The sequence below is a fragment of the Amycolatopsis sp. Hca4 genome (assembly GCF_013364075.1).
In the GTDB taxonomy this organism is placed as follows: domain Bacteria; phylum Actinomycetota; class Actinomycetes; order Mycobacteriales; family Pseudonocardiaceae; genus Amycolatopsis.
In genome coordinates this window covers 1,297,180-1,312,623 of the sequence record NZ_CP054925.1, presented here as the reverse complement: position 1 = coordinate 1,312,623, position 15,444 = coordinate 1,297,180, and the positions used below count along the sequence as shown (strand labels likewise).

The 15,444-nt window shown below is 73.6% G+C and carries 15 protein-coding genes and 1 pseudogene; 4 read left to right on the top strand and 12 right to left on the bottom strand.

The window, feature by feature from the left end:
* Positions 1 to 167: 167 nt before the first annotated feature.
* The 8 genes from HUT10_RS05605 to HUT10_RS05570 form a co-directional block, all read right to left on the bottom strand.
* On the bottom strand, positions 168 to 1,658 hold the full coding sequence (locus tag HUT10_RS05605) for a beta-N-acetylhexosaminidase (protein ID WP_176170186.1): 1,491 nt from the start codon (positions 1,656 to 1,658) through the stop codon (positions 168 to 170).
* Complete coding sequence (locus HUT10_RS05600) at positions 1,658 to 2,476, bottom strand: carbohydrate ABC transporter permease (RefSeq protein WP_176170185.1); 819 nt, start codon at positions 2,474 to 2,476, stop codon at positions 1,658 to 1,660. Before HUT10_RS05600 ends, HUT10_RS05605 begins: the two co-directional genes overlap by 1 nt.
* Positions 2,473 to 3,396, bottom strand: coding sequence for a carbohydrate ABC transporter permease (locus HUT10_RS05595; RefSeq protein ID WP_176170184.1), 924 nt, complete (start codon positions 3,394 to 3,396; stop codon positions 2,473 to 2,475). The genes HUT10_RS05600 and HUT10_RS05595 overlap by 4 nt, the downstream gene beginning before the upstream one ends.
* 71 nt (positions 3,397 to 3,467) lie before the next feature.
* Complete coding sequence (locus HUT10_RS05590) at positions 3,468 to 4,742, bottom strand: extracellular solute-binding protein (protein WP_176170183.1); 1,275 nt, start codon at positions 4,740 to 4,742, stop codon at positions 3,468 to 3,470.
* 15 nt (positions 4,743 to 4,757) lie between these two features.
* On the bottom strand, positions 4,758 to 5,924 hold the full coding sequence (locus HUT10_RS05585; RefSeq protein ID WP_176170182.1) for a carbohydrate-binding protein: 1,167 nt from the start codon (positions 5,922 to 5,924) through the stop codon (positions 4,758 to 4,760).
* 136 nt (positions 5,925 to 6,060) lie between these two features.
* Positions 6,061 to 7,008, bottom strand: coding sequence for a threonine/serine dehydratase (locus HUT10_RS05580; protein WP_176170181.1), 948 nt, complete (start codon positions 7,006 to 7,008; stop codon positions 6,061 to 6,063).
* Between the two features lie 10 nt (positions 7,009 to 7,018).
* Positions 7,019 to 7,393, bottom strand: coding sequence for a VOC family protein (locus HUT10_RS05575; protein ID WP_176170180.1), 375 nt, complete (start codon positions 7,391 to 7,393; stop codon positions 7,019 to 7,021).
* Entirely contained in the window at positions 7,390 to 8,109 is a 720-nt protein-coding gene (locus HUT10_RS05570) for an ArsR family transcriptional regulator (RefSeq protein ID WP_176170179.1), read from the bottom strand. Before HUT10_RS05570 ends, HUT10_RS05575 begins: the two co-directional genes overlap by 4 nt.
* Before the next feature lie 413 nt (positions 8,110 to 8,522).
* On the opposite strand from HUT10_RS05570, the gene HUT10_RS05565 reads away from it, so the two are divergent.
* Positions 8,523 to 9,737, top strand: a complete 1,215-nt coding sequence (locus tag HUT10_RS05565) for an MFS transporter (RefSeq protein ID WP_176170178.1) — start codon at positions 8,523 to 8,525, stop codon at positions 9,735 to 9,737.
* A 240-nt stretch (positions 9,738 to 9,977) separates the two neighbouring features.
* Positions 9,978 to 11,240 (top strand): GGDEF domain-containing protein, encoded by a 1,263-nt coding sequence (locus HUT10_RS05560; RefSeq protein ID WP_254896697.1) that lies wholly within the window; start codon positions 9,978 to 9,980, stop codon positions 11,238 to 11,240.
* Between the two features lie 105 nt (positions 11,241 to 11,345).
* Here the strand turns inward: HUT10_RS05560 and HUT10_RS05555 are convergent.
* Positions 11,346 to 12,278, bottom strand: a pseudogene (locus HUT10_RS05555) (LacI family DNA-binding transcriptional regulator); the annotation flags it as partial.
* Positions 12,279 to 12,331: 53 nt separating this feature from the next.
* Here HUT10_RS05555 and HUT10_RS05550 point away from each other — a divergent pair.
* The gene (locus tag HUT10_RS05550) at positions 12,332 to 13,159 is read left to right on the top strand and encodes a phytanoyl-CoA dioxygenase family protein (protein ID WP_176170177.1); all 828 of its coding nucleotides are present in this window, start codon (positions 12,332 to 12,334) and stop codon (positions 13,157 to 13,159) included.
* Between the two features lie 224 nt (positions 13,160 to 13,383).
* On the opposite strand, the gene HUT10_RS51780 is transcribed toward HUT10_RS05550, so the two are convergent.
* Entirely contained in the window at positions 13,384 to 13,506 is a 123-nt protein-coding gene (locus HUT10_RS51780) for a hypothetical protein (RefSeq protein ID WP_255410490.1), read from the bottom strand.
* A 228-nt stretch (positions 13,507 to 13,734) separates the two neighbouring features.
* Between HUT10_RS51780 and HUT10_RS05545 the strand changes: the two genes are divergently transcribed.
* Positions 13,735 to 14,487: a ZIP family metal transporter gene (locus HUT10_RS05545; protein WP_176170176.1), complete on the top strand. Its 753-nt coding sequence runs from the start codon at positions 13,735 to 13,737 to the stop codon at positions 14,485 to 14,487.
* Here the strand turns inward: HUT10_RS05545 and HUT10_RS05540 are convergent.
* Positions 14,468 to 14,785 carry a hypothetical protein gene (locus HUT10_RS05540; RefSeq protein WP_176170175.1) on the bottom strand — a complete coding sequence of 106 codons (318 nt, stop codon included), beginning with the start codon at positions 14,783 to 14,785 and terminating at the stop codon, positions 14,468 to 14,470. The two genes, HUT10_RS05545 and HUT10_RS05540, sit on opposite strands and share 20 nt — an antisense overlap.
* A 21-nt stretch (positions 14,786 to 14,806) precedes the next feature.
* The gene (locus HUT10_RS05535) at positions 14,807 to 15,406 is read right to left on the bottom strand and encodes an SRPBCC family protein (RefSeq protein WP_176170174.1); all 600 of its coding nucleotides are present in this window, start codon (positions 15,404 to 15,406) and stop codon (positions 14,807 to 14,809) included.
* Between the last annotated feature and the right edge of the window lie 38 nt (positions 15,407 to 15,444).

Here is a 15,444-nt window from a genome sequence, read left to right as displayed (position 1 = left end):
CGCGTTCCGGGCGGCGGAATCGCCGGTGGCGGTCGAGGCCCCGGGCGACCCGGCTTCTTTCCGGGGATTCCGGACTGCGGACGCGGCCCCGGGTGGCCCGGCTTCCATCCGGCGGTTGCGGGTGGCGGAGCCCCCGGTGTGGGGCGAAGCCCCCGATGTCCCAGCGGTCAAGGCACCGTCTTCCCGGGTACTCCGAGCGCGCCGGCGAACCGGACGCGCTCCTTCGGCAGGGCACCCAGCGCCCGCAGCCGGCCGAGGTGGCCGGTCAGGCGCCGGTGGAAGTCAGCATAACCGCGGCCGGGCGGCGACCACGCCCGCTCGGCCAGCGCGCACAGCCGGGGGAACGCCAGGTGCCGCACGTGCTCCGGGGTCGGTGCGTGCTCGGTCCACAGCTGGGCCTGCGTGCCCAGCACCCCCGGCCTCGTCCCGTCGCTGACCGGCAGCCCGCCGTCCAGGGGGTCGAAGCGGTAGACGTCCTCGAGCGTCGTCACCGGTCCGCGCGGGGGCTCGCCGGGCTCCTCGCTCTGCCGGTAGTCGAAGTACGTCGACGTGTGCGGGGCCATGACGACCTGATGGCCGCGGGCGACGGCGATGGCGCCGTGGGCCGCGTCGCGCCAGGCCGTCACGACCAGCTCCGCCGGCAGCCGTCCCGCGGCGTGGCCGGTCTCGTCCCAGCACACCGCCTTGCGGCCCAGGTCCGCGACGATGCCGTGCAGCCGGCCGAGGAACCAGGGGTGGAGCTCGGCCGGGCGCACCCCGAGCCGGGCGGCGGTGGCCTGCGCGTCCGGGCTGGTCTCCCACTGCGTCGTCGGGCACTCGTCGCCGCCGATGTGCAGGTGGGGCGCCGGGAACACCGAGGCCACCTGCGCCAGCACGTCCCGGCAGAAGGCGAAGACGCCGTCGTGGACACCGAGGATGTCCGGGCTGATGCCCCACTCCGTCCACACCGGCAGCGGCACCGAAGGCCGGTTGCCCAGCGCCGGGTAGGCGGCCAGCGCCGCGCGCACGTGTCCCGGCAGGTCGATCTCCGGCACGATCCGGACCCCGCGCTCGGCGGCGAAGGCGACCAGCCCGCGCAGCTCCCGCCGGGTGTAGAAGCCGCCGTGCGGCACGCCGTCGAAGACACCGCTGCCGGCGGGCCCGACCATCGACTCCGCGCGCCAGGCGCCGACCTCGGTGAGCCGGGGCCAGCCGCCGATCTCGATCCGCCAGCCCTGGTCGTCGGTCAGGTGCAGGTGCAGGACGTTGTACTTGTGCAGGGCCAGCAGGTCGACGAACTCGTAGAGGAACTCCAGCGGCATGAAGTGGCGGGCGACGTCGAGCAGCACGCCGCGCCAGGGCAGCCGGGGCGCGTCGCGGATGGTCAGGCACGGCAGCCGCGGGGACAGCTGGCGGATCGTCTGCACCCCGGCGAGCAGGCCCGCTTCCGTGGACGCGGTGAGCAGCGCCCGGTCGGGGGTGACCTGCAGGGTGTACTCCTCCGGCCCGAACCCCGGCCGCAGCGCGAGCCGGATGACCGGTCCGGTGTGGCCGAGCGGGAGACCGGTGTACGCGGCGAGCAGCCGGGCCGGGCCGCGGGTGCCGGGGCCCGCCAGGATCCCGGTGGGCACGCACGAGCCGGCGTGGCGGGTCAGCCGCGCGGGACGGGGGATGAGCATCAGCCCTTCACCGCACCCGCGGTCATGCCCTCGACCAGGTGGCGCTGCACGAGCGCGAAGAAGACGACGACGGGCAGCGCGAACAGCGTCGACGCCGCGATCAGGCCGCCGTAGTCGGTGCCCGTGCTGGTGCTGAACGAGACCAGCCAGACCGGCAGCGTGTAGCCCGAGCTGTCCTTCATGATCACGTAGGCGAACAGGAAGTCGTTCCACGCGGTGATGAAGGCGAACACGCTGGTCGCGATCAGCCCGGGCAGGACCAGCGGCAGCAGCACCGAGCGCATGACGCGCCCGCGGGTCGCGCCGTCGACCATCGCCGCCTCCTCCAGTTCGACGGGGATGCCGTGCAGGAAGCCCCGCAACGTCCAGATCGTGAATGGCAGCACGAGCGCCACGTAGGTCAGGACCAGCCCGAAGAGCGTGTCGAGCAGGTGCGCGCTCTTCAAGCCCAGGAACAGCGGGATGACCAGCGCGGGCACCGGCACCATCTGCAGCACCAGCACGCCGACCAGGAAGCTGCGGCGCCCGAAGAACCGGAAGCGCGTCAACGCCGTCGCGGCCAGGAAGGCGACCACGATGGACAGGACGACGACCGCCACGACGACCACGACGCTGTTGAGGAGGTCCTGCACGAACCCCGGCTTGGCCAGCGCGCCGGCGAAGTTGTCCAGGGTGACGTCGAAGGGCAGGAACTCCGGCGTCGGCTGGAGGATCCGGCCCGTCGGCTTGAACGCCGTGAGCACCATCCAGTAGACCGGGAAGATCCACACCAGGCAGAACACCGCGGCGGCGGCGTTGCGGCCGAACCGCCGGATCACAGGTCCTCCCCGGACCGCACGAGCCGCCGCACGTACACGGCGGTCAGTGCGGCGAGCAGCGCGACCGAGACGACGGCGATCGCCGCGCCCTGGCCGAAGTCGTTGCGGCTGAAGGCGCGGGTGAAGGTCCAGATGCCCAGCGTCGTCGTGCCGCCGGCCGGCCCGCCCTGGGTGAGGATCCAGATCTGGTTGAACACGGTGAAGTCCCAGATGACCGAGAGGATGGTGACCAGCCCCAGGATCGGCTGCAGGAAGGGCAGGGTGATGGTGCGGTGCACCCGCCACGGCCCGGCGCCGTCCAGCGCCGCGGCCTCGTAGTAGGACCGCGGGATCTGCGAGAGACCGGCGTACAGGGTGAGCGCGGCGAACGGCACCGACTGCCACACGACCAGCAGCCAGACGAGGGTGAACGCCGACGCCGGGCTCGTGGTCCAGTCGTGCTGGGCGAAGTCCCCGAAGCCCACGCGGGCCAGCAGCCAGTTCACCACGCCGTAGCCGGGCTGGAAGAGCCACTGCCAGACCAGGGTGGAGGCCACGTTCGGCAGCGCCCACGCCGCGATCAGGCACAGCGTCACCGCCGTGCGCATCCGGCGGCCCAGGCGGAGCAGCAGCAGGGCGACGCCGAAGCCGATGACGAGCGTGCCGGTCACCAGGGCGGCGCAGAACCCGACGCTGCGGGCGAGGACCGGCAGCAGCTGGGGATCGCCGAGGACCGCGGCGTAGTTGTCCCCGCCGGCGAAGCCCGTCTTGCCGGTGAACAGCGACCGCAGGCCGTACTCCTGCAGCGAGATGACGACCAGCCGGACGAGCGGGTAGCCGAGCACCAGCCCGAGCAGGACGGTCGCGGGCAGGAGCAGGCCGTAGGGGAGCAGGGAACGGCGTCGCGTTCTTTCCCGGGTGCGCGGTTTTTCGAGCAGCACGGGGACTCCTTCGCGGAAGCAGGGGCGGGGTGGCCAGGCGGGGACGGCGGTCGGCCGGGCCACCCCGCCGGTCAGCGGGCGCCCAGGGCCTCGGTCAGGTGGGCGTCGAACTCCCGGGCCGCGTCGGCGATCGGACGGCGTCCGGTGGCGATGTCGGCGAAGAAGGTGTTGATGGACTTGTCGCTCTCGATGGTTGCCCAGCCGGGGGCGGCCGGGGTGGCGACGCTGGTCTTCGCCGCGGTGGCGAAGGCCGCGGTGACCGGCGGCAGCGCGGGCGTGATCCGGTCGATCAGCTCGGTGGAGATCGGCGTCCACCCGTCGATGCCGGCGATGGCGTCGCGCTGCACGGCCGGGTCCGTCGCCGCCTTGAGGTAGGCCAGCGCCAGGTCCTGGTTGCGGCTCTTGGCCGCCACGGCGAGGTCCGAGCCGCCGAGGAACACCGGTTGCGTCTTCCCGGGCGTGGCGCTCGGGAACGGGAACGTGCCCAGCCGGTCCTTCAGGTCCGGCTTGTTCTTGAGCACGGTGTTGACGCTCGTGTCGAGGATGGCCGACGCTCCGCCGGAGGAGAAGATCGCGGCCTGGTCGGGGGCCTTGGTGTCGACGTTGCGGGACGCGGGGGAGGAGTAGGCGTTCTGGAAGTCCTTCCAGGCCTGCAACCCCTTCAGCGCTTCGGGGCTTTCGAGGGCACCGGTCCACTTCCCGTTCTGCTGCGTGGCGAGCTGCCCGCCGGCGTCCCAGACGAACTGCAGCGCGCCGAACCAGTACCGGCCGGGGAAGTGGAAGACCGAGTAGTCCGGCGCCGGGTGCTTCGCCTTGACCTTGTCCAGGGCCGCGGTGAGTTCGGCGAAGGTCTTCGGCGGAGCGGTGACACCGGCGTCGGCCCACACCTGCTTGTCGTAGATCACCGCGCGGTTGCCCGCGAACAGCGGCGCAGCGTACAGCTGTCCGTCCACAGTGGCCGGTCCGGCCAGTCCGGGCAGCCAGGTCTGGCCCGCGGCGAGCTCGGCGCGGTGCGGGGTCAGGTCAGTCAGCGCGCCGTTGGCGGCGAACAGCGGGACGTTCGTGTTGCCGATCTCGATGACGTCCGGCGTGGTGTCCTGGGCCAGCGCGGTGCTGACCTTCGTGTTGATGTTGTCCCATTCCTGGATCTGCACGGTGACCTTCGCGCCGGTGGCCTTCTCGAACGCGGCGTTGACGGCCGCGGTGGCCTGGTCGCTGAGGTCGCCGTTCATCAGCCAGACGGTGAGCGTGCCGCCGCGCGCGGCGGGAGCGGGCGTGTCGGTGCCGCAGGCGGTGGCGGTCACGGCGGCGACGGCCAGTGCGGCGGCGAGCGTGCTTCTGCGCATGGGGGAACTCCCGGGTCAGCAGGGGCCGAGGTCGCGCCACTGGGCGGTGAGCCCCGGCTCGGAACCCTGGGTCCACCAGTTCGCCTGCCACAGGTGGGCGTTGTGCTTCACCCGCCGGCCCTCGAGGTACACCGTGCCCCAGTCCCATTCCGGTGCCGCGGAACAGTTCGCGGGCTGGGTCGGGGTGGTGGGCGTCGTCGGCGTGGTGGGCTTGGTGGTGGCGGTCGTCGGCGGCGGGGTGGTCGGGGTCGTGCAGCCGGTCACGGTGTCCACATGGGACGTTCCGGCCGAGCGGTACTGCCCGGCCTGCGCGACGGCGTCGGCCGGGGAGACGACCTGGTTGCCCGCGTAGTAGGTCCAGTCGACCTGTTCGGTGTAGACGCTGTTGCCGCTCGTGTGCCCGGCGGTGTCGATGAACCACATGTTGTAGTTGATCGACATCGGCGTGCGCGGGTACACCGGGTTGCCTTGGGCGTCGGTGGTGTGGTCGGCGGTGAGCACGCCGTCGATGTAGTACTTCACGTGCCCGCCGGAGACCTGGGTGACGACGTCGTGCCAGCCGGCGAAGCTGCGGTTCTGCGCGGTGGACGTGCGCAGGCCGTCCCAGCTCGGGTTGTTCCAGTAGGTGTACCAGCTGGTCTGGTAGTCCGCCTGCGGGCCGCCCCAGCCGCCGTTGGGCAGGTACTCGGAAAAGTCGAGCTCGCTGTAGAGCGGGTCGCGGTCGTACCGCAGCGGCGAGATCGTGAAGTAGGTTTCGTTGACGTGGTCGCCGTCGGGGCCGCTGTCCGGCGCGTCGGTGAAGCGGACGCGGCTGGCGTACGTGCCTTCGAAGAAGCGCAGCTGGTTCTGGTAGAGCTCGGCGTGCGTGGTGCCGGCGGCGCTGCCGTCGGTGGTGGCGGTGAGCTGCGCGACGCGTTCGCCGCCCACGGCCGGGAAGCTGATGTTGCCGGTCAGCCAACGGGCGCCGGGGACGCCGGGACTGCCGACGTCGTTGCGGGTGGTCCACCCAGCGCTGCCGAAGGCGCTGTCGGTGGGCGAGGCGTAGTGGAAGTCGTCGAAGAGCACGCCGCAGCCGGCCGCCGCGGCCGCCGGGCTGGCGTCGGCTCCGGTGGAGAGGACGACGGCCGTCGCGGCCGCGGTCGCGATGCTCGTCAAGGCTGCTGTGGTGGTCCGGATGGACATGGGTCTCCTCCTGGGGATGCCGTCCGCGGGGAGCGCCGATTGGTCTAGACGAATCAGGTGGCCAGTACCTTCCTCTATGACCATTGGTAAAGTCAAGGAGGCGGCAGAACTTACCTTTGGTAATTTCTGGGTCGGCTCAGCCGACCCAGCCGCGGTAGGCGGGCAGGTCCACGTTGCCGCCGCAGATGATCGTCACCACGTGCCGGCCGGCGAACCGGTCGCGGTCCTCGAGGATCGCCGCGATGCCCAGCGCCGCCGACGGTTCCACCACCAGCCCGGCGTGTTCCAGCAGCAGCCGCATCCCGGCGATGATCGACGTCTCCGTGACCAGCACGGCGTCGTCCGCGACGAGGAGGAGGTCGGCCAGGACCTCCGGGATCGGACGGCGCCCGGCGACGCCGTCGGCGATCGTGTCCGTCGGGCCGGTGGTCACCACGCGCCGCGCGTGCCAGGAGCGCGTCATCGCCGGTGCGCCCGCCGGCTGGACGCAGACCACCTCGGTGCCGGGCGCCCGGGACCGCAGCACGTGGCCCACGCCGGTGGCCATGGCGCCGCCGCCGAGGGCGATCAGGACCGCGTCGAACGACGGCCCGGCGTCCACCAGTTCCAGGCCGATGGTCGCCGCGCCTTCGCACGTTTCGAGGTCCAGGCTGTCTTCGACCAGCCGGATGCCGTCGTGGCGGGCGATGGCCGCCGCGCGTTCGCGGGCCGGTTCGTGGTCGCCGTCCACCAGTTCCAGCCGGGCGCCCAGCGCGCGGATGCGCTCCAGCTTGGCCGCCGTCGCGTGCCGCGAAGCGACCACGGTGACGTCGAGCCCGCGCCCGCGTCCGGACCACGCGAGGGCTTGGCCGAGGTTGCCCGCGCTGGCGCACACCACCGCCCCGGTGAGGCCGCTCGCCACCACCTCGGTGCCGCGGCCCTTGAAGCTGCGCACCGGGTTCGCCGTCTCCAGCTTGATGCTCACCGCGCACCCGAGCACTGGCTCCAGCGCCTCGCAGCGGTACAGCGGGGTGTCGAGGAAGACCGGGTCGATCACCCGGCGGGCGGCCTGGATCCGGGCGAGGTCGAGGCGCGTCTGCGGCACCCGCGGCAGCCTAGTGCGCGGGCTGGAACAGCTCCACGAGGTTTCCGGCGGGGTCGGCCAGCAGCACCTGCCGCCCGCCCGGGCCGGACACCGCCTCGCTGCGGAAGGCCACCCCGGCCTCGGCCAGCCGCGTGATCTCGGCGTCGAGGTCGGCGACGACGAGGTGGATGCGGTTGCGCCCGGCGGCGGCGGAACCGGCCGGGGTGGCGCGGGCGCCGGAGCTCGCCGGACCGGACAGCAGCAGGCGCAGCGGGCCGCGGGTGACGTCGGCGAACGCCGGTGCCGCGCTCATCCGGACCGTGAAGCCCAGGTGGGTCGTGTAGAAGGCGAGGGCGGCCTGGACGTCGTCGACGATGTACCGGACGCTGGCGTACTGCTCACTCATGACCGGGCCTCCTTGCCGGGTACCAGTTCCGGCAGCAGGTGCCGGATGCGCGTGTCGAGCTCCGAAGCCGTCGCGGCCATGGAGTCCGCTGTCGGGTCGGGGACGCTCCAGTGGCGGCGGCGCGGGTGGTGCGGGAACTCGGGGCAGACCTCGCGGACCTTGTCGCACACCGTGATGACGTGGTCGAACCGCCGTCCGGCGACGCTGTCCAGGTGCCGTGGCCGCTGCCCGGTGACGTCGATGCCGAACTCGCCGGCCAGCACCCGGACCGCGCCGGGGTGCAGGGCGGCCCTCGGGTGGCTGCCCGCGCTCGCCACCGCCACCCGCCCGGCCGTTCTGCGGCGCAGCAGGGCTTCGGCGATCGGGGAGCGGGCGCTGTTGCCGGTGCAGAGGAACAGCACGGCGACCCGCCCGGGCGGCGGGGGTTCCGGGCGCAGGGCGGGGTGCAGGGCCGCGCCGGTCTCGGCGAGCGCGCTCGCGCAACGGTCGAGATCCAGGTGGTAGTAGCTGTCGCGGCCGTCGAAGGTGCTGCGGGTGGCCGTCACGAGCCCGCCGCCGCGAAGCAGTCGCAGGTGGTAGGAGACCAGGTTCTGCGGCTCGCCGACCTGCGCCACCAGCTCCCGGACCCGCAGGTCGCCGCCGGCGAGCGCGGTGAGCAGCGACCACCGCAGCGGGTGGGCGGCGAGACGGACGAAGGCGGGCGGCTCGGTGGCCATCCCCGGACAATACATCAACTGGGTTTGATGGAAAAGCCCGTCGTGATGGGGCGCGAGCCGAGCGAAAGGATGGCGGTGATCGTCGCGCTGGCACGGGGAACCGGACCACGCCGACACGTACCCGGGCGCCGCGGCTCGGCTACGAGGGCGTGGAGAGCTGCAAACCGTCCTTAGTGGACTTCCGGGTGCCAATCACGCGAGATGCCCCTCCGATCACGTGTGATGCCTCCCCGGACACGCGTGAAGCTCCGAACGGGCGTCCGCAACGCCCCGTGTCCGCCGGTGCTCCGCACGGAAGCTGCTCGGCGGCACCGTTTCCCCGCGCTCCCGAACCGGGCGGTGATGGTGCCCGGCACGGGCGCACGCTACGGTGAGCGTCTTGGGCAACGCTCTGCGTGACGCCGGGGGTGGGGATGGTGACCACGCGTTCCGCGTTCGCGGTACGCGGGTTCCGCCTGCTCTGGCTGGCCGGCCTGCTTTCGGTGGTGGGGGACCAGCTGGCCAGGGTCGCCTTGTCGATACTCGTCTTCCAGCGCACCGGCTCCGCCGCGCTGAGCGCCGCGACCTACGCCCTGTCGATGCTGCCCGCGCTGGTTTCCGGCGCGCTGCTGTCGTGGCTGGCCGACCGGTACCCGCGCCGCCGGGTGATGGTCGCCTGTGACGTGGTCCGGGCCGGCCTGGTCGCGGTGATGGCCGTGCCCGCGGTGCCGCTGCCGTTGCTGGCCGTGCTGCTCGTGCTGGTGCAGCTGGCCGAAGCCCCGTTCTCGGCCGCGCAGGGCGCCGTCCTGCCCGAGCTGCTCGGCGGCCGTTACGAGGCCGGCCAGACCGTCCAGCAGGTCACGACGCAGCTGTGCCTGGTGCTCGGGTTCGCCGCGGCCGCGTTCGTGGTCACCGGCGTCGGCGCGCACTCCGCGCTGGCCGTCGACGCCGCCACGTTCGCCGCCTCCGCCCTGCTGATCCGCGCCGGCCTCGGCCGTCACCCGCCGCCGGCCGGTGCCGAACGCGAGGTGACGGGGTGGCGGCGGCTCGCCGCGGGCGCCGTGGCCGTCGGCCGGGACCGGACGCTGGGCACGCTGGTGTGGCTGGGCTGGCTGGCGTTGTTCACCGTCGTCCCGGAGGGGCTCGCGGTCCCGTTCGCCCACCAGGCCGGGGTGGGGACCGAATGGACCGGGGTGCTGCTCGCCGCGGAACCGGCGGGCGCGGTCGCCGGCGCGCTGCTGCTGCGGCGGGTCGCGCGGCCGGTCCGGGTGCGCGCGCTCGGCGTGCTGGCCGTCGGGACGTCGGCGCCGCTCGTGGCCTTCTGGGGCCGCCCGACCCTCGGCACGGCCCTCGCGCTGCTGTTCGTGTCCGGCCTCTGCTCGGCCTACCAGGTCACCGCGGGCGCCACGTTCGTCCAGCTGTCCCCGCCGCGGCTGCGCGGGCGGACGCTGGGGTTCGCGCGGACCGGCATGATCGCCGGGCAGGGGCTCGGGATCGTGGCCGGCGGCGTGCTCGCGCAGCTGGTCGGCCCGGCGACGGCGATCGCCTGGGCGGGGACCGCGGGAGCCCTGGTGGCACTCGCCGCGGCCGCGGCCTGGGCACGCCGCCGTCCGGACGCCGTTTCGGCCGCGCTGCCGGCCGAGTCCTGAGGTTCACCAGCCTTTGTCACGCATCGCGCGCTCCTTCCCGGGTGCAGGGGAGTGGGGTGGGGGTTCACCAGCCCTTGTCGCTCATCGGCGTGCCCTTCCGTGCGGTTCGTCCGGTACCGGATACCCCCGAATCGTCCCAGCCGCCCGGTCGGGTCGCGATGGGGGGAATCACCTGACATCCGGCCGGGACGCGACTACCCTGGGCAATCGGGGGATCACCGGCGCGGGGGAGGCGCTGCGATGGGGGAAGACGTGGTCACCGGCGGGGGCCGGTCGCCGTCGGGGTGGAAACTGTGGTCGTTGCCGGGGCGGGTGCTGGTCCTCGTCCTGGGCGTGGACCTGCTGGCGGCCGGGGTGCTGGCGCTCGCGGCCCGCGCGGCACCGACACCGGAACAGTGGGTGACGGCGGGTTGGCTCGCGGCCGCGGCGTTGCCGCACTTGCACGCTTCGCACGTCATCGAACGCCGGCGCCGTGACCGCGCGGATACGCCGTACGTCGACCTGTGCAGCGTGTGGATCTTCGCCGGGGTGATCGTGCTGCCGCTGGTGCTCGAACTGGTGCTGGTGGGGGCGATCTACGCCCACCGCTGGGTGCTGGTCAACCGGTTCGACCCGGTCCGGCCGCCGCACCGCACGGTGTTCACCGCCGCCACGCTCGCGCTCGCCGCGGCCGCGGCGGCCGCCGTGCTGCAAGCGACGGGCGTCCACCAGCACCTCGCCGACGGAGCCCGCCCCGGCTGGGAGGAGCTGGCCGCGGTGATCGCCGCGGCCGCGGTGCAGTGGGCGGTCAACACCGGGCTCGTCGGCACGGCCATCGCCTGGACGGTCACCGTGGACCACCCGCGCCGGCTGCTCGGCAGCGCCGCGGACAACCTGCTGGAGGTCAGCCAGCTCGCGCTGGGCGTGTTCGTCGCGCTCGCGCTGCTGTGGTGGCCGCCCGCCGCGCTGCTGATGATCATCCCGACGTTCGCGCTGCACCAGTGCGTCCAGCTCGAGGGGCTCAAGCTCGCCGCGCGCACCGACCAGCGCACCGGGCTGCTCAACGCGATCGCCTGGCACGAGCAGGCCGCGCACGCGCTCGAGCGCACCCGCGGCCGCATCGGGGTGCTGATGATCGACCTCGACTGGTTCAAGCGCATCAACGACACCCACGGCCACCCGGTCGGCGACGACGTCCTCGCTGAGGTGGCCACGGTCCTCACCAGGGCCGTCCGCCGCGGGGACACCGTCGGCCGGTACGGCGGCGAGGAGTTCGCGGTGCTGCTGCCCGACGTCGACGAAACCGAGGTCCGCACGATCGCCGAGCGGATCCGGCTGCGGATCCGGGCCCTGCGGATCACGGCGCCGACGGGCGAGCCGGTGCGGCTGTCGGCGACGATCGGTGCCGCGCTGCACCAGGCGCAGCCGGGTGCGGGCCTGGACGAGATGATCCGGGCGGCCGACGACGCGCTGTACGCGGGGAAGAAGGCGGGCCGGGACCGGGTGGCGGTCGCCGGCCGGTGAGCTCGCCTCGTCCTCAGCTCGTTTCGCGGCTTCCAGGTGGTGCGGCGCGACGATCGACCGCGGCGGCTCCGGCGCGGCCTCCTGCCGCGCCAGCCGGTCCAGGGCGAGCTCGGCGATCCGGTCCTTGTCCGGTGCCACCGTGGTCAGCGCCGGCACGCTGAAGCGGCCGTCCTCGATGTCGTCGAACCCCACCACGGCCAGGGACTCCGGCACCGCGACCCGCCGGTCGGCCGCGGCCCGGAGCGCGCCGAGCGCCAGTTCGTCGGTGAAGCAGAAGACCGCGTCGGGCGGCTCGGGCAGGTCCAGCAGCCGCAGCATCGCGCCGTGGCCGTCGGCGCGGTGCAGGCGCCGCACCGGCACCTCGAGCTCCGGCGACGCCGGCAGGCCCGCCTCCGCCAGCGCCTGCCGGTAGCCGGCGAGCCGCTGGCGCGCGGTCGCGTTCAGCGAGCGCGGCTGGATGCCCAGGGCCGCGACGCGGCGGCGGCCCGAAGCCAGCAGGTGCGCGGTGGCCTCGCGGGCGGCGGCGACGTTGTCGATGGCGACGTGGTCGACGCCCGCGGCGCCGTCGTGCTCGCCGAGCAGCACCAGCGGAACGGGGTCGGTGCGCGCGGCCAGCTCCGCGGGCGCCACCGCCCACGGGCTGAACAGCACGCCGTCGACGAGCTGGCTGCGCCGGCCGTGCAGCAGTTCCTTCTCGCGCTCGGCGTCGCCGTCGGTCTGGTCGATGAGCACGGTCAGGCCGCGGGCGCCGGCGATGCGGACCGTCCGCGCGGCGAGCTCGGCGAAGTACGGCGAATCGATCTCCGGGATGACCAGCGCCACCAGTCCGGTCCGGCCGCGCCGCAGGGTGCGGGCGGCCAGGTTGGGCCGGTAGCCCAGCGCGTCGATGCTCGCCTGCACGCGTTCCCGGGTCGCCGGGGCCACGTACCGGAACCCGTTGACCACGTTGGACACCGTGCGCACCGAGACGCCGGCGTGCTCGGCCACGTCACGCAGTTTCGGGTTCACCGGCGCAGCGTACCTCTTGCAACGTGGCATGCCACGTTGCAAACTGGCCGGGCACGCCGTCGTGTCCCCCTGAGGAGGCCTGGATGACCGCCCCGACCCTGCCCGCCGCCGAACTCGCCGTGTTGACCGCACGCCTGCGGGCCGACGGCATCATCGGCCTGCCCGGTGCCTTTTCCCGCGACTGGGTGCGGCAGCTCGGCGAAGACATCGACACGGCGTTCGCCGAGGCCCGCGCCCGTCCGGACGGCGCCGTCGGCCGCGGCCCGAACCGCTTCTACGTCGAGATCCACCCGGAGCAGCTGCGCGGGTTCACCGAGCTCGTCAGCCACCCGTGGATCACCGCGGTCGCCGAGGCGGTGCTGGGGCCGGAGTACCGGATCGTCGAGGTGGGCTTCGACGTCCCGCTGGCCGGCGCGGCCGACCAGCCGTGGCACCGGGACTTCCCGATGCCCGCCGAAACCGCGCGCGAGCAGCGGCTGACGTCGCTGGCGGTGAACGTGACCGCCGTCGACACCGAACCGGACATGGGCCCGTTCGAGATCGCGCCCGGCACGCACTGGGACGACGGGAGCGCCTTCGACCACGGCATGTTCCCGCCGCGGGAGGCGTACCCGCGCTACCAGGAGCTCGCGACGCGCAAGTTCCCGCGGATGGGTGACATTTCGATCCGGTCGGCCCTGACGGTCCACCGCGGCACCGCGAACCACTCGGCCAAGGCCCGCCCGGTGCTGGTGCTGGGCCTCGACGGGCCGGGCGCGGGCAACGACGAGCGCCACGACACCGCGGTGACGAAGCGGTTCTGGGCGTCGTTGCCGGAATCGGTGCGCGCGCACCTGGCCTGCCCGGTCGTCGACGTCCTGACGCCGATCACCCAGAAGCACACCATCGAAGGTCTGGTGATGGGCGTCTGATGTTTGCCGGTCCCGGAGGCGGGCACCTGGTGGCCATGGCTGATGCAGGGATCACCGAAATGACCGGACGGGCCGGCGTCGTCGCGGCGCTGCGCCGCGTACTGCTCGCCTTCGGGGTCGGCGGTGCGCTGGCGTGCCTCGCCTGGATGGCGTTGTGGCTCGCCATGCACGTCTAGGACTTCAGGCTCCGGCCACGAGCGTCATGCCGTGGCCGGAGCCTGATCTCACTGGCAGGCTTCGCAGTCCGGGTCGTCGATGCGGCAGGCGGCGCCATCGGTGAGCGGGAAGTCGAAGTCCTCCAGCTCGGGCACGGCGACGGACTCTTCCGGAGTGGTGGTGGCGGACATGGCCCTCCCTTGTGGACGAACGGTTCTCCTGTGTGTAGCGCCGAAGATCGCCGCGCATTCCGTGACGCGCGCCACAGCTCGGCCTTCGAGGAGCCGGGCGAAGCCTTTGCTCGGCGGAAGGCCGGAGATCTCCCGGACCGCGGGTCGGGGCGGATCCGGGTTCGCGCGGCCCGGCGTGGGTAGTCCCCTTGCGAGAGGAGCACGGACTCGGCGGAAAGGTGGCTGCTCGTGCCGCAGTGGGTGGAGGCGGGGTTCTGGGGGCTCGTCGGCGGGATCGCGCTCGTGCTCGGCGCCGCGGTGGCCTGGTGGGTGCGGGTGCCGCGGCGGGTGGTGGCCGGGATCATGGCCTTCGGGGCCGGGGTGCTCATCTCCGCGCTCGCCTTCGACCTCGTCGACGAGGCGCAGCGGGCCGGCGGGCTCGGGCCGACCGCCGGTGGCTTCCTCGGCGGCGCCGCCGTCTACGTCCTGAGCAACGTCCTGCTGGCCCGCCGGGGTGCCCGGCACCGCAAGCGCTCCGGCGACCAGCAACCGTCCGAACAGGACACCGCGGGCAGCGGGGCCGCGATCGCCGTCGGTGCCCTGCTCGACGGGGTCCCGGAGTCCGTCGTGCTCGGCGTGTCCCTGCTCGGCGGCGGGGGCGTCGGCGTCACCGTGCTGGCCGCCGTGTTCATCTCGAACGTCCCCGAAGGCCTCTCCAGCGCCGCCGGCATGAAGACGGCCGGCCGCAGCGCGCGGTACGTCTTCGGCGTCTGGATCGGCATCGCGCTGGCCAGCGGGGCCGCGGCCCTCGTCGGCAACCTGCTGCTGCGGACCGCGTCCCCCGCGACCGTCGCCGCCATCACGGCGGTGGCCGCGGGGGCGATCCTCGCGATGATCGCCGACACGATGATCCCCGAGGCGTTCGAACGCACCGAGCTCTACACCGGGCTGCTCGCCACCGTCGGCTTCCTGACCGCCTTCGTCATCGAGCACGCCGGCTGACCGCGACCGCGACCACGACACCGGCCGCGGTGAACAACGCGGTGGCCACCGGGCTGAGGTACTTCGACAGGCTCGGCGCCGTGCTCGGGCCGGCCAGCCACGTCGTCAGCACGCCGGCGTAGACCGCGGCGAGGGCGGCGGCCCACGGGCGGTGCTCCCGGCGGTGCAGCGAACCGATCAGCACGACGGCGATCGGCACGCCCGACAGCAGGGCGAACTGGCCGGCCACCATGACCGGGACGGCCCAGGCCGCGACGAGCACGGCCTTCGAGGTGCGGGGCGGGGTGGTGACAGTCATCGTCTTCTCCTCCGGGATGGCTCAGCGGGCTTCGGCGGTGGTCTTGAGGTCGGCGAGCCAGGCGTCGAGCCCGGCGGCCAGGTAGCGGAGGGCGGTGGCCGGGTCGGCCTCGATCTGCGCACCCGTCCAGCTCTCCTCGGTGCGGACGAGCACGCCGCCGCGCACCGGCGTGAAGGTCCAGACGTGCACGCCGCGGTCGATGCGCAGCCCGGCGCCGATCGCCGGGCCGGTCCAGCGGACGCAGCGGCCCGGCTGCACCTGCCCGACGGTCGAGGTGATGACCAATGTGGTCGCCGGGGTGGTGGGAGTGGGCGGGGCCGGCGTGGTCCAGCGGAACCGCGAACCCGGGCGCAGCGGGCCGGGGTCGAGCCGTCGCGCACCGGTGACGGCCTGCTGCCAGGCGGGCCAGCCGGCCACGTCGGTGTGCAGCCGCCAGACCGCGGTGGCCGGCGCCTCGACCAGCGTCTGCGTGCGGTGGTGCAGCTGGGCGGCCGGATCGATGCCGGTGCCGCGGCAGCTCAGTGACGGGGCCGGGGTGGCGCCGGCCGGGACGGCGGTGCCGGCGAGTCCCGCGGTGACCGAGAGCGTGAGCAGGGCGGCGCGGAGCCGGGTGCCGATCATGGAGTCCTCCGTTGGTTAGCGCCTGTCGTGATGGTTAG